Source organism: Bradyrhizobium canariense (assembly GCF_900105125.1).
Classification (GTDB): Bacteria; Pseudomonadota; Alphaproteobacteria; order Rhizobiales; family Xanthobacteraceae; genus Bradyrhizobium; species Bradyrhizobium canariense_A.
The window spans coordinates 5,093,295-5,105,873 of sequence record NZ_LT629750.1; the positions used below are offsets into that span (position 1 = coordinate 5,093,295).

Here is a 12,579-nt window from a genome sequence, read left to right on the forward strand (position 1 = left end):
GCCAACACAGTTGACCCGACCCCCGGCTGATCAGCGCATGCCCGGATGAGACTTGCTGTCCGGCAGAGAAATCTTCTCCGATGCGAGGTCGGCAACCATAGCCTGGAAGCCCTTTTCAAGTTCAGGATTTACTGCATCAATCCCTTTGAAGTCGGGAACTTTTAGACCGCCGTTTCCGAATGTAAGATCGAACGATTTTGCTTTAATAATGCCCGTACGTTGTTGATCGACAAGATCGGCCAGAACGACGCCGAAATCCAGCATAACGTTGGTCACCGTAGCCGTGGGGGCCCAGCGACGATCTCCTCCGATTAGAGCGCAATGTGCTTTACTTGATTCACAGAGTCGAAGCCCACCTACCAAGTCAGAAGTCCCGGAAATCAGGAAAATATTCTGAATCCCTTGATCTAAAAGCGATTTGACCTGTTCTCTGTTTGCTTGCGTATCCGTAAAGCTGTTGGTGTTGACTAGGGTAATTTGGGCGGATGGGTTGGCCGCCGTAGCACCGAGCTTGCATCCCTCCAACTGCTCCGTTTCAAACGGCGCTTTTTTTGCACCCACAACACCGAGACGGCCGTCCTTGGAGAGCTTCGTCAGTAGCCAGCAATTCGCGTAGCCGATCTCCAGATAACTCGCGGTCACAGACGAAAGATTTGGCTGACGCGTAACTCCGAATGTTGCCGCAACCATCGGCACCTTGGGAAAGTCTGTAGACAGATTCTTTGCGACATCGGTCAGCACGAAAGTTGTAAGACCTACGACGTTGACTCCCGCATCGATCATTTGGCGGGCTACCGGTTCTGCACGCACCGGATCAAATGCATCATAAGTTTCGATTACTTTTAGAGACGGATCCTTCCGTTTCATAGCCTCGACGGATTCATGCCATGCGACAGCCCATGGATTAACATCCGGACGCGCCTCTTCAATGAGTCCGATAGTTACTTGCTTGCTCGCTGCGGCTTCCTGAGCCAACGAAGGTGAAGAAATAACAGCTAAGGCAGAAATAACCGCTGCCCGACAAACGGCATACGATATCGAATTAAAAGGAAATGTCATACAGTCGCTCCCTCGGTATGGTTTCAATATGCGCCAGTGACGTTCCCGGTTCGTCAAACAAACGCGGCTAAGACTTCCAAGCAAGTTGAAGCAAACAACGCTCCGTCTGCAATTCTTCTTGCCAATCCAACTCTTTAAATTTTGACCGGCGTGCCAAGTTAGCTACCGTATTTTTTATGATAAATCATTCTCGCCACAGATGCCGCAAGGAACATATTTTCCATCACGACTGATCGCAAAGTGACCAACCCGTGCACATAAATTCATTAAAAATATAAAAGTGGGGACCACATGCGAAAAATCCGAATAGCACGGGCCAATTCGCCATGGCGAAGGTCCACGCGTAAGCTACGCATTGCGCGCGTATGCAAACCTTTTCAAAGGGAAAACATCGAGGCTAAGCAAGCCCCGTAATTCGGATTCCTGCCCCTGCGACCTTATAGGTCCGATTGATGCTAATCAAAACGGAGGTCAGCGCTTCAGCCGCTGCAGAATTTGCCAAGCCGCCCCCGTCAATACCGCGGTTTCCGATTTCGCCCGCGAGATCGATTACAATACTCTTCGCGTCTCTGTCATTTCCAAAAACCAGCACATCGCAATCGACTCGGTTGCCGGCTTGGAGTTTCGCTGCTCCTACATTATGAAAGGCTGCAACAACTCTTACAGTCTCTCCTAATATTGCTTGAGCCGATAAGGCTGCGGATCCAGTTGACGGCAACTGAACGACCGAGACTTTTGGAGGAACTAGCGGGACTACGGCATCAATCAGTATCTTACCTTTAAGCTCGTGCTTAAGATCTTCCAAGACAATCGCATGCATGGAATACGGAACGGCTAACACGACCAACGATGAACTTCTCGTCGCTTCAACATAATCTGCCGCTGTGGCGTTTGGTCCGATTTGGGAACAGACAGCAGCGGCTTTTTCTTTCGACCGAGAACCGACAATGATTTTGTGGCCCGCTGACGCCCAACACTTTGCAAGCCCCGATCCGAGGTCGCCCGTGCCGCCTATTATGGCAATCGTTCTCTTATCGCTCATAGTTATGGCCTTTCCTGCGCGGTTGCGACTGTCAAATGCGAGTCGGGACAGCTACGTTTTAGCGATTGCACATCGCTTATCTCTTTTAGAGCGTTGGCTGTGACGATTCTGTTCGATTTAGTATGTCAAAGATCAAAAGACGAGTTGAGCCTGCTACCGTAGTATTCCTTATGATCATGCCGTCGGAGAAATCATGAAGACGTTCTTGTGTCTTAGTTCGGAGGCCGAAACTCTATGGTTCTGTTCCGGTAGGTCGCTGAACGGCCGGGCGAAAACCGCAGTTACGAGTAACCCGCCCAAGCCATCCTCCCGCTCCAGAACCGGAACGGCTGCTTGGATTTCGTTCTCCTCATGAACAATGAAGCGATTGGCGGTCTCCCCTCCCTCGATCACCGTCAGGCGATTGCCTGTATCCAACTCTTTGATTGCGGCGCGCTTGTAGACGGCCTGCTTTCCCCATAATCGAAGTTCGATGGTCTCGACGCTCTCGTCGAACACCAAAATGTAGGGGATCGCTTCAAATGGGAACTCCGATTCAAGTTCGTCGGCATCTACAGTTTCATCAGTTCTGTAGACGTACTCGGTCCAGTCCGTCGGCGCGACGCCACTTCGCGCTAGTGATCGTTTCAGTGCCCCAAGCGACCGTTGCATTGCATCGCCCACCTGCTCGGCGCTATCTCCGGAACGGTCGAGGTCAAATTCAAACGCGTTCCGAACACCGTCGTCGTCACACAACGTTCCTTTGACTCGAACCTGCTTCCACTCAAAGCTAAATACATGATAAATCACATAGACCAGATTTGATAAGATATCCGACCGTGCCGAAATGGCGCGGAAGAGATTCGAGCAACCACTAAAGACGGGACCTTCCGCGGTCACGGACAATGATGGGAAGAAGAAGCAGAAGAAATTCGAGGAGCGATTTGAGACCAGATCATCTGCGGTCGTGAAATCGCTGGCATGGAACGTCCGTCGCCGGCGAACAGAGCGGGGCTGGAGTCAGGAAAAACTAGCGGGCAAATGCAAGAGTGAACAGCAGTCGGTCAGCCTCATTGAAAGTGGCCGGGCAAATCCCACCGTAATGATGGTCGAAAGCATCGCCAACGCACTCGACGTTCCCTTCACGGACCTGTTCGAAGCGCCTCCTCGTCTCCGGCGCTCGAACAGCCCGGCGAAATGATGTGTCCAGACCAATGGGCAAGCAGTAGCGCCCAACGAGGCTTGAACGCTTCAGAAGCGGGGAGCTGAGACCTCAGTGCCGGCGCCCTCCGGGATAGCGGGTGCGACCGTCACGGCCCGACCCGGCGGGAGCTCATTCTGGTCCTCGTCGTCCGCGATTTCGGGAATCGTTGGTTGGTTCCGGCGTTCTCGTTAGGGCAGCCTGATCAATGTTTCGGCTGCCGGTCAGCCGGCCGCGAGGACTAGCTTTCAAGCCTTGCTGTTACGTGCTCAGCGCGGATGGCTGTGTGGTACGCCAATCTGAAGCTGGAACGGCCCCTCGTGGGCGCGAAAGGGGGACGTCCCAGACTGGACCCTAAAGCGGTTACCGTTCGACCTGGAATTTGCCTTCCGCTCCAGGACGAATGATGGCATCTTGCATCGACCACAGGGCTACACCGTGGGGCTACACCGTCCGAATCCGGGCGTGCAGGAAAGCCTTATTTTGCAGGGGTTTCTCGAAGTCAGAAACGTCTGGCGGAGAGGGAGGGATTCGAACCCCCGATAGGCTTGCACCTATGCCGCATTTCGAGTGCGGTGCATTCGACCACTCTGCCACCTCTCCAGGCGCCATAACGGGTGATTTGCTCGCCCATCTAAAGCGTTTTCAGGCGACGTGGAATCCGGTTCGCGTGAAGAAAAACGCGCCAAAAAAGCTGGAAGCGCCTTCTAACCGCAAAACCAGTGCCCAATTCCGCTGAATGCGCTCCGGTCGGGCCGTGTTCTAGGCGAGGAAGGCTGGCCAGACAAGGCGCGTGGGGCAAGAATTCGCCCCTTGATCGCATAGGGGAACATCCAATGGAGCACTTGACGGTTCATGCCAATGGAGCGGCCTTCCATGTCGTGCGGACCGGCCGGGGACGCCCGCTCCTTTTGCTGCACGGCTGGCCCGAATTCTGGCTCACCTGGGAGCCGGTCATGACCCGGCTCGCCGATCGCTTCACGCTGCTGGCGCCGGACCTGCGCGGTTTCGGCGACAGCGACAAGCCCGATGGGCCGTTCGGACCGGACCAGCATGCCGCGGACATGCTGGCGCTGCTCGATGCGCTTGATCTGCCGCAAGTCGGCATCGTCGGGCACGACGTCGGCGGCGCGGTGATGCAGCCGCTGGCGCGAAACGCGCCGGAACGGATCGCCGGATTGTTTTTCTTCGACTTCGTCTATCCCGGCATCGGACCGCGAATGGCCGAGCCCGAGCGGCTCAACAATATCTGGTATCAGTCGTTCCACCAGATGGAGATGGCGCCCGCTTTGGTGGGCGCGACGCGCGAAAGCTGCCGCCTCTACATCGGACATTTCCTGAAAACCTGGTCGCACCGCAAGCACGCGTTCGACGGCGTGCTTGACGCCTTCACCGATAATTTCCTCAAGCCTGGCAACCTTGCCGGCGGATTCGCGCATTACCGCGCGTCGCATGCCGGCCGGGTCAGGATGATGAAGGGCGAGGCGCCAGATTTGCCGCCGATCGATCTGCCGACCTGCATCCGCTGGGCCGAGCATGATCCATTGTTTCCTTACGCCTGGACCGATCGCCTGGGCGAGACCTTCTCCATAGTCGACGTCGCGCCCTTCAGGGACGTTGGACATTTTCCGCATCGCGAGGATCCCGACCGCGCAGCCGCGGAGATCGCGATGTTCTTTGGACGTATCGGCTGGAGTTGATCAACTGAAGCCGCGGCTGACTGAGCAAGCCCGCGATGAAAGAGTGGGACCGCCAGACGCGATAAAAACCGGCGGTCCCGTGTCGCATCATTGAAATTGCGGCTTGGAAGTGCGGCTTCGCAAGCCACGTGAGCGACGATGTAACGGTAGCGCCGGGCCCGCCGGCAGCAATGAAATCCCGGTCTTAACCTAACCGATCAAGGTTACCGGCCAAGGCTGCGGGCAAGGCTAAAGGCAGGCCTTAATCCTTGCTTTTCTTGGCTTTCTTCTCGTCCTTGTCGTCTTTGTCTTTGGCCTTCTTGTCTTCCTTGTCCTTGCCGTTCTCTTTCCTGCGGTTGGTAAAGCGGGCATTGCCTAACCCGGTGCCGATGGTCAGCACACCCCAATGTTCGACGTCCTGCATGAACGGCACTTCGGAGAGGCCCTGCGCCACGCCGTCATTGTGCATCAGCACCGCCGTGTCGTGATCGCCGATCTGCGGAATCGCCTCGACCAGGCTCGCCGGCAGATTGAATTTACTGCTCTCCCAATTGCCCGGCAGGTTCTGCGCGCCCTTCTCGATCGAACCGTCTTCGTTGATCACGCCGGGACAGGCGATCCCGATGAACGGCGCGAGTTTCAGCCCTTCGGTTTCGGCCTCCGCGATCAGATCCTTCAGCATCTTGACCAGCCGCTTCACCGCGCCTTCGCGCGTCGGCTCATCGTCGGCATGCCGCCACAGCTCGGATTTCCACACCGTGGCCTTCGACAGGTCAGGCGCTTTCTTCCAGCGCGTTTCAACTACGCCGCAGCGGATATTGGTGCCGCCTATATCGACCGCGAGGATGCTGTCATGCGCTTCGAAAATCCACGATGGCGCCAGATGCAGCGTGCCGATCAGGCCGGCATCGTCAGGGTGAAAACGGATCGGCACCAGATCGATCTTGAAGTCTTCGGCCTTGAGAATGATATCGGTGCGCGCGATGGCGAGTTCGCCGACCCGGCTCTGCCGAAACCCGCCGCCGACCACGATGCGCTCGGTATCGGCCCAGGCCTTGGTCTTGAGAAACCGCCGCGTCACATGAGCCAGCTCCTGCGCGAACTCCTCGATCGCGCCGTGCACCAGTGCCGCCGCCTGCACGTCGTCGCCCACCAGCGCTTCGTCGAGGGTGCTCTTGGCGATCGCTTCGGCGGCCTTGTCGCCGAGGGGATCGTCGCCATTTTTCTTCAACGGCTTGCGCAGCGTATCGAGGATCTTGCGGAAGGCGCCCTTGCTGGCGCGGTCGCCGAGAAAACCCTCGTCGTTTTTCAGCTCGATATTGAAGCTGTCCACGTCCACGGACGGCAGACGGGTTGCGCCATGACGGGCGATGCCCGTGGTCGTTACGATGTCTTCAGCCATTTTTGCCCTTGCCCAATCAAACGTCCGGTACAACGGACGGGGAACCCGTTGGTTTCATGGGCTTCCCAGGAAGGCAGAATTGGTCCAAAAAGGGCCGAAATCCCTTAGATTTGGCCCAATTTCGGCTGGCTTTGCCTTGACTTGACGTCCCCGCAGGCTATAAGTCTGCACAACCCGGCGCGGGATTTTCTCGCGCTGTTTGTTTTTGCGCGGGTTTTAAGGGATCGCTCACTTTAGGGATCTCTGACGCGCGGAAATTGAACCCATAACGACTGAATAAAAAGCCAGCCCGGATTCGTCCGAGGCCGGGATCGAACACGAAGGAATTAAACGATGTTCGCAGTCATCAAAACCGGCGGCCGGCAATACCGTGTCGTTCCGGATGATGTGCTCGAGGTAGGCAAGATCGCCGGCGATGTCGGAACGATCGTGCAGCTTGGTGAAGTTCTCCTGGTCGGCGGCGATTCGCCGGTGCTTGGCACCCCCACGGTTGCCGGTGCCTCGGTTGCAGCCGAAGTGCTGCTCCACAAGCGCGGCCCCAAGGTCATTTCGTTCAAGAAGCGCCGCCGCAAGAATTCGAAGCGCAAGCGCGGCTATCGCGACGAGATCACGGTGCTTCGCATCACCGAGATTCTGACCAACGACAACAAGCCGACCGTCGGCCCGCGTCCGAAGCGGGAAAAGGTTGTTGTCGCGCCCGAGGGCGACGACGACGAACCAAAGGCTGCGAAGAAAAAAGCGCCCGCGAAGAAAACGGTCGCCAGGGCCGCAGCCAAACTGGCGGCAAAGAAGGCTCCGGCCGCGAAAGGCGAGAGCGATAAAAAGTGAACGCTTCAGCTTAAAAAGTGAAGCGCGACATAAATTGAAATGATTCCGTCAAGGAATCGATCTAAAGATTAAATCGAAGTTTGGAGACGGGCCATGGCTCACAAAAAAGCAGGCGGTTCATCGCGTAACGGTCGTGATTCGGCGGGCAAACGCCTTGGGATCAAGGCCTACGGTGGCGAACATGTGATCCCCGGCAACATCATTGCGCGCCAGCGCGGCACCACATGGCATCCCGGCCTTAATGTCGGCATGGGCACGGACCATACTCTCTTCGCCAAGATCGAAGGTCGTGTCGAGTTTCGTGCAAAAGCCAATGGCCGCACTTTCATATCGGTAGTTCCGATGACGGAAGCCGCGGCCGAGTAAACGGTGGACAACATGAGTCCGCCGGGTCCTGTTGAACCGGCGGAGCTCCTGGAGGCTCCAAAGGGGAGGCGGGAAACCGGCCTCCCCTTTTTGTTGCGCTTTGCTTACAGGAGCCCGAGATGCTGCAGGACATCCCAACCCCGACATTACGCGAGGCGAGAAGTTGCGTCCTCGAGACCGAACGGCTGACGCTGCGCAGGCCGACGCTCGCGGACGTAAAAGCGATTGCAAATCTCGCCAATGACCGCCGCATTGCGGAGAATACCCGCCGCTTGCCGCATCCCTATCTGCAAGAGCATGCCGTGGAGTTCGTCCGCGCGATGGCCGATGGCCAACGCGAGACCGTGTTCCTGATCGAGAACAATTACACACCGATCGGCGTTGTCGGCATCGATTGGCGCGCGCCGGACGCGCCGGAACTTGGCTACTGGCTCGGCGTCGAGCACTGGGGCCAGGGTTTTGGCACCGAGGCCGCGCGCGCGGTGATCGACTTCACCTTCGAGGAGTTCGATGCCGAGCAACTGATCTCCGGCGCCCGCGTCGCCAATCCTGCGTCGCGCAACATCCTGGAGAAATGCGGCTTCCAGTGGAGCGGCGTCGAGCTGCATCGCTTCGAGGCGCTGGGATCGTCGACGCCGGTCGACTGCTTCCGCCTGTCGCGCGGCGTCTGGTCGTCGCTGAAGAGCTGGGGCAATTCGACGCGGCGTGAGCGGTAGTCCCGCTCTCTCCGATGTCGTCTTCGCGAACGCGGGGACCATAACCACCGATATTTGTTGCGGCACGAGATAGCCGCTCCAGCTTCGCGCAAAACCAGCTCTGTGGTTATGGATCCCGGCTCGCGCTCTCTTCGTTCGCTTGGCCGGGACGACAATGATGCTGGGGTTTGCTTGGCGCGCTTACACCGGCGGGCTAACCGCTGTCTCCCGGCGTCCCAGATCCCGCTCGCGCAGGAAGATGTAAAGCCCGGCGCCGATGATGATGGAGGCGCCGATGATCGTCGCCGTCGACGGCACATCGCCGAACACGGCGTATCCGAACATCACGGCCCAGACGATCATTGAATATTGATACGGCACCACGACGCTCGCCGGCGCGAGCTTCAGCGACCGATTGACGCACAACAATGCGCTCACCGAAATGCAGCCGGCGGCGGCGAACAGACCGAGGCTGCCGAGATCAGGCGTCACCCAGCCGATCGGCGACAGCAGCGCACCGAGCAGAAAGGTGCCTGCGAATTGCGACGACGCCAGCACGATATCCGGCGTCGCCCGCAGCGAGCGGGTGATCAGCATCAGCACGGCAAATGATGTGCTGCCGCCGAGCGCGATCAGCGCCGGCCAGCTGACCGTCTGCGATGAGGGACGCAGCGCGATCAGCACGCCGCAGAAGCCGATCAGGATCGCGCTCCAGCGCCGCCATCCGACGCGCTCGCGCAACACGATTGCCGACAGCGCGGTGACGAAAATCGGACAAGCCAGATAATAGGTGATGACGTCGGCCAGCGGCAGATAGACCGTCGCCAGAAAAAAGGCTGCGACTTCGAGCGTCGAGAGCACGACCCGAAGCAATTGCAGCCATGGCCGTTCCAGGTGCGTGAAGGCGTTGCGATTCCGCCATATCATCGGCGCCAGCACGATCAGCGCCGCACAGGCGCGCAGCCACAGCAATTGCCCGACCGAATAGGTCGCGACCATGAACTTTCCCAGGGCGTCGCCGAACGAGAACATGAAGATCGACAGCAGCATCAATCCGATGCCGGCAAGCCGCGCCGAGCGCTCGTCATTGTGGGTCGATATTTTCGCGAACAAAGTCATTGATGACTGCAGGTTGCTTCTCGCCCTCGTCATGGCCGGACCAGTTCCGGCCATCCACGTCTTTCGGGCAGTGCCGTTTTAGAGACGTGGATGCCTGGGACAAGCCTTGTGCTCGGGCCGGCATGACAATTGAAGTGATTGCCGTGGCATCCGCGCCACGATACCGGTACGCGCACCGCTGACATTGCAGGAAATCCGCCATGACCGACTTCGATCCCGCCGAGCATCGCATGGTGCCGCAACAACGCTGGTTCGAGGATTTCGTGGTCGGCGAGCGTTTCGTGATCCCGAGCCGCACCATGACTTCAGGGGTGTTCGCCGCGTTTCAGACTGCGAGCGGCGACACCCATCCGGTGCATTACGACGTCGAATATTGCCGCGCCCGCGGGATGCCGAACCTGCTCGCCCATGGTTTCCAGACGCTGGTCCACACCGCGCCGGGCGCAGGTCTGTTTCCGTACATGGTGGAGGAATCGCTGGTCGGCTTTCTCGAGCAGTCGAGCCGGTTCCTAAAACCCGTCTACGCCGACGACACCATTTATCCCGCGCTCGAGGTAACGGAACTGACCGCCGGCCGCACCACGGGCACCGTGACCCTGCGCAGCACGGTGTTCAACCAGCGCCGCGAGCTTGTGCTGGAAGGCTTGCAGAAATTCCTGATCCGCCGGCGGCCAGCCCTGGCATAGGCTGGCGCTCGCGGGAACGCTGAATCATCAAAAAAGTCGCAAAAGTTAAGGCTTTTTGCCGATATCGGCGCTTGAGGGTTGCCGCATCGGCACCCCTGCCTTACCTATCATTCATGAAATTCCTCGATGAAGCCAAGGTCTATATCCGCTCCGGCGACGGCGGCAACGGCTGCGTGGCGTTCCGCCGCGAGAAGTATGTCGAATTCGGCGGACCGAGCGGCGGCAATGGCGGTCGCGGCGGCGACGTCGTCATCGAAGTGGTCGACGGCTTGAATACGCTGATCGACTATCGCTATCAGCAGCACTTCAAGGCGCAGAAGGGCACCAACGGCATGGGCAAGGACCGCCATGGCGCCAATGGCAAGTCGATCACGCTCAAGGTGCCGGTGGGAACGCAGGTGTTCGACGAGGACCGCGAAACGCTGATCCATGATTTCACCACGCTCGGCGAAAAATTCGTGCTGGCCGAAGGCGGCAATGGCGGCTTCGGCAACGCGCATTTCAAATCATCCACCAACCGCGCCCCGCGCAACGCCAATCCCGGCGAGGAGGGTGACGAACGCTGGATCTGGCTGCGGCTGAAACTGATCGCCGACGCCGGCCTCGTCGGCCTGCCCAATGCCGGCAAGTCGACATTCCTCGCCGCCGTCAGCGCCGCCAAACCCAAGATTGCCGATTATCCGTTCACGACGTTGCATCCGCAGCTCGGCGTGGTCGACGTCGACGGCCGCGAATTCGTGCTGGCGGATATTCCCGGACTGATCGAAGGCGCGCATGAAGGCGCTGGCCTCGGCGATCGTTTTCTCGGCCATGTCGAGCGGTGCCGCGTGCTGCTGCATCTGGTGGATGCGACCTGCGAGCACGCCGGCAACGCCTACAAGACGGTGCGTACCGAGCTTGAGGCCTATGAAGGACATCTCGCCGACAAGATCGAAATCGTCGCGCTGAACAAGATCGACGCCGTGACGCCGGATGATCTGAGGAAGCAAAAAGATCGGCTGAAGCGCGCCGCCAAGAAGACGCCGCTGCTGATGTCAGGGGCGACCGGCGCGGGCGTGAAAGACGCGTTGCGCGCGCTGGTCGAAGTGATCGGTGAAGCGCCGGTATCCATCAAGGCCAAGGGCGCCCAGGCCGAACCTTGGGCGCCTTCGACGCCGTAAGGCTGACTTGTATCGCCGGCGTAGCTACTGCAAAACATCCTCAGCAGACGGGGATGGAGTTCACGTCACAGCGGCGATCCCTGACTGTTTCATCTTCTCTTTGAACGTGCTGAAGATCTTCACGATGTCCCGCCCAAACCTGAAAAATTTTCGCCGCATCGTCGTCAAGGTCGGCTCCTCGCTGCTGATCGATTCCGGCGCGGGCGAGGTTCGGGCGCCATGGCTCGCCGCGCTCGCCGCCGATCTGGCCAAGCTGCACAATGAGGGGCGCGAACTGCTGATCGTGTCGTCCGGCTCGATTGCGCTGGGGCGCAGCCGGCTGAAACTGCCGCGCGGCACGCTGAAGCTCGAGGAAAGTCAGGCCGCGGCCGCCGTGGGGCAGATCGCGCTGGCGCGAATCTGGTCCGAAGTGCTGGGACATCATGGCATCGGCGCCGGCCAGATCCTGGTGACGCTGCAGGACACCGAGGAACGCCGCCGCTATCTCAACGCGCGCTCGACCATCGCCAAGCTTTTGGAATGGCGCGCGATTCCCGTGATCAACGAAAACGACACGGTTGCCACCAACGAAATCCGTTATGGCGATAACGACCGCCTCGCCGCGCGCGTCGCCACCATGGCAAGCGCCGACCTCCTGATCCTGCTGTCCGATATCGACGGCCTTTACGATGCACCGCCGGCCAGCAATCCCAACGCAAAACTGATTCCGATCGTGGACTCCGTCACATCGGATATCGAAGCCATGGCGGGTGCTGCGGAATCGGAACTGTCGCGCGGCGGCATGTACACCAAGATCGAGGCCGCCAAGATCGCAACCACGGCCGGTACGCATATGCTGATCGCCTCGGGCAAGATCGAGCATCCGCTGCAGGCGATTGCCGACGGCGGGCGCTGCACCTGGTTCCTGACGCCGGCCAATCCCGTGACCGCGCGCAAGCGGTGGATCGCAGGCTCGCTCGAGCCAAAGGGCACGCTGACCATCGATGCCGGTGCGGTGAGTGCGCTGCGCGCCGGCAAGAGCCTGCTGCCGGCCGGCGTGATCCGGGTCGATGGGCAATTTGCCCGCGGCGACGCCGTGGTGGTGCGCGGCCCCGATACCCATGAGATCGGCCGTGGCCTCGTCGCCTATGACGCCGAGGATGCCGAAAAGATCAAAGGCCGCTCATCGCCGGATGTGATGGTTATCCTCGGCATCAGCGGACGGGCGGAAATGATCCACCGCGACGACCTGGTGATAGGCCCGAGCGGGGCATTTTCCGCGAACTAGGCCATTGGCCGAGCGGATAAAACCCGGCTAGCCGCGATCCCGCCCAAAGGCCCTGCCCGCCCGTCAGCCATGCTGGTTCCGCGCCTCGCGCGGCGG

General features: G+C 59.2%; 13 protein-coding genes and 1 tRNA gene. 8 read left to right on the top strand and 6 right to left on the bottom strand.

All coding sequences use genetic code 11. The features are described from left to right. Nucleotides 1-30: 30 nt before the first annotated feature. From BLV09_RS24160 to BLV09_RS24170, 3 genes are all read right to left on the bottom strand, one after another. Nucleotides 31-1,059: a BMP family lipoprotein gene (locus BLV09_RS24160; protein WP_100384768.1), complete on the bottom strand. Its 1,029-nt coding sequence runs from the start codon at nt 1,057-1,059 to the stop codon at nt 31-33. Between the two features lie 397 nt (nt 1,060-1,456). Beyond that, nucleotides 1,457-2,101 carry an NADPH-dependent F420 reductase gene (gene npdG, locus BLV09_RS24165; RefSeq protein WP_100384769.1) on the bottom strand — a complete coding sequence of 215 codons (645 nt, stop codon included), beginning with the start codon at nt 2,099-2,101 and terminating at the stop codon, nt 1,457-1,459. 174 nt (nt 2,102-2,275) lie between these two features. Beyond that, entirely contained in the window at nt 2,276-2,980 is a 705-nt protein-coding gene (locus BLV09_RS24170) for a hypothetical protein (protein WP_167558874.1), read from the bottom strand. 67 nt (nt 2,981-3,047) lie between these two features. Here BLV09_RS24170 and BLV09_RS24175 point away from each other — a divergent pair, with 67 nt between their 5' ends. Next, a complete protein-coding gene (locus BLV09_RS24175; protein ID WP_157810141.1) occupies nt 3,048-3,281 on the top strand; it encodes a helix-turn-helix domain-containing protein in 234 nt (77 codons plus the stop codon). Nucleotides 3,282-3,794: 513 nt separating this feature from the next. Here the strand turns inward: BLV09_RS24175 and BLV09_RS24180 are convergent. After that, nucleotides 3,795-3,884: transfer RNA gene (locus BLV09_RS24180), tRNA-Ser, on the bottom strand. Nucleotides 3,885-4,117: 233 nt separating this feature from the next. On the opposite strand from BLV09_RS24180, the gene BLV09_RS24185 reads away from it, so the two are divergent. Beyond that, a complete protein-coding gene (locus tag BLV09_RS24185) occupies nt 4,118-4,981 on the top strand; it encodes an alpha/beta fold hydrolase (protein WP_167558875.1) in 864 nt (287 codons plus the stop codon). A 241-nt stretch (nt 4,982-5,222) separates the two neighbouring features. Here BLV09_RS24185 and BLV09_RS24190 read toward each other — a convergent pair whose 3' ends face one another. Continuing rightward, on the bottom strand, nt 5,223-6,362 hold the full coding sequence (locus BLV09_RS24190) for an ROK family protein (protein WP_146689180.1): 1,140 nt from the start codon (nt 6,360-6,362) through the stop codon (nt 5,223-5,225). A 333-nt stretch (nt 6,363-6,695) separates the two neighbouring features. Between BLV09_RS24190 and rplU the strand changes: the two genes are divergently transcribed. The 3 genes from rplU to BLV09_RS24205 all read left to right on the top strand — a co-directional run bounded on the left by rplU (nt 6,696) and on the right by BLV09_RS24205 (nt 8,272). Further along, a complete protein-coding gene (gene rplU, locus BLV09_RS24195) occupies nt 6,696-7,190 on the top strand; it encodes a 50S ribosomal protein L21 (protein WP_146689181.1) in 495 nt (164 codons plus the stop codon). Nucleotides 7,191-7,283: 93 nt separating this feature from the next. After that, a complete protein-coding gene (rpmA, locus tag BLV09_RS24200) occupies nt 7,284-7,556 on the top strand; it encodes a 50S ribosomal protein L27 (RefSeq protein WP_100384774.1) in 273 nt (90 codons plus the stop codon). Nucleotides 7,557-7,675: 119 nt separating this feature from the next. Next, nucleotides 7,676-8,272 (top strand): GNAT family N-acetyltransferase, encoded by a 597-nt coding sequence (locus tag BLV09_RS24205; RefSeq protein ID WP_146689182.1) that lies wholly within the window; start codon nt 7,676-7,678, stop codon nt 8,270-8,272. Between the two features lie 180 nt (nt 8,273-8,452). On the opposite strand, the gene BLV09_RS24210 is transcribed toward BLV09_RS24205, so the two are convergent. Then, entirely contained in the window at nt 8,453-9,370 is a 918-nt protein-coding gene (locus tag BLV09_RS24210; protein WP_146689183.1) for a DMT family transporter, read from the bottom strand. Between the two features lie 200 nt (nt 9,371-9,570). Here BLV09_RS24210 and BLV09_RS24215 point away from each other — a divergent pair, with 200 nt between their 5' ends. The 3 genes from BLV09_RS24215 to proB all read left to right on the top strand — a co-directional run bounded on the left by BLV09_RS24215 (nt 9,571) and on the right by proB (nt 12,483). Next, nucleotides 9,571-10,056 (top strand): MaoC family dehydratase, encoded by a 486-nt coding sequence (locus BLV09_RS24215; RefSeq protein WP_146689184.1) that lies wholly within the window; start codon nt 9,571-9,573, stop codon nt 10,054-10,056. Nucleotides 10,057-10,169: 113 nt separating this feature from the next. Next, on the top strand, nt 10,170-11,216 hold the full coding sequence (obgE, locus tag BLV09_RS24220) for a GTPase ObgE (RefSeq protein ID WP_100384778.1): 1,047 nt from the start codon (nt 10,170-10,172) through the stop codon (nt 11,214-11,216). A gap of 124 nt (nt 11,217-11,340) precedes the next feature. Next, the gene (gene proB / locus BLV09_RS24225; RefSeq protein WP_146689185.1) at nt 11,341-12,483 is read left to right on the top strand and encodes a glutamate 5-kinase; all 1,143 of its coding nucleotides are present in this window, start codon (nt 11,341-11,343) and stop codon (nt 12,481-12,483) included. The last annotated feature ends 96 nt before the right edge of the window (nt 12,484-12,579 follow it).

Excerpts from the sequence above, each read along its gene's own strand:
- BLV09_RS24185 (WP_167558875.1), top strand. The coding sequence starts at position 4,118 with ATGGAGCACTTGACGGTTCATGCCAATGGAGCGGCCTTCCATGTCGTG.
- proB (WP_146689185.1), top strand. The coding sequence starts at position 11,341 with ATGTCCCGCCCAAACCTGAAAAATTTTCGCCGCATCGTCGTCAAGGTC.
- BLV09_RS24160 (WP_100384768.1), bottom strand. The coding sequence starts at position 1,059 with ATGACATTTCCTTTTAATTCGATATCGTATGCCGTTTGTCGGGCAGCG.
- BLV09_RS24205 (WP_146689182.1), top strand. The coding sequence starts at position 7,676 with ATGCTGCAGGACATCCCAACCCCGACATTACGCGAGGCGAGAAGTTGC.
- rpmA (WP_100384774.1), top strand. The coding sequence starts at position 7,284 with ATGGCTCACAAAAAAGCAGGCGGTTCATCGCGTAACGGTCGTGATTCG.
- rplU (WP_146689181.1), top strand. The coding sequence starts at position 6,696 with ATGTTCGCAGTCATCAAAACCGGCGGCCGGCAATACCGTGTCGTTCCG.
- BLV09_RS24215 (WP_146689184.1), top strand. The coding sequence starts at position 9,571 with ATGACCGACTTCGATCCCGCCGAGCATCGCATGGTGCCGCAACAACGC.
- obgE (WP_100384778.1), top strand. The coding sequence starts at position 10,170 with ATGAAATTCCTCGATGAAGCCAAGGTCTATATCCGCTCCGGCGACGGC.
- BLV09_RS24210 (WP_146689183.1), bottom strand. The coding sequence starts at position 9,370 with ATGACTTTGTTCGCGAAAATATCGACCCACAATGACGAGCGCTCGGCG.
- BLV09_RS24190 (WP_146689180.1), bottom strand. The coding sequence starts at position 6,362 with ATGGCTGAAGACATCGTAACGACCACGGGCATCGCCCGTCATGGCGCA.
- npdG (WP_100384769.1), bottom strand. The coding sequence starts at position 2,101 with ATGAGCGATAAGAGAACGATTGCCATAATAGGCGGCACGGGCGACCTC.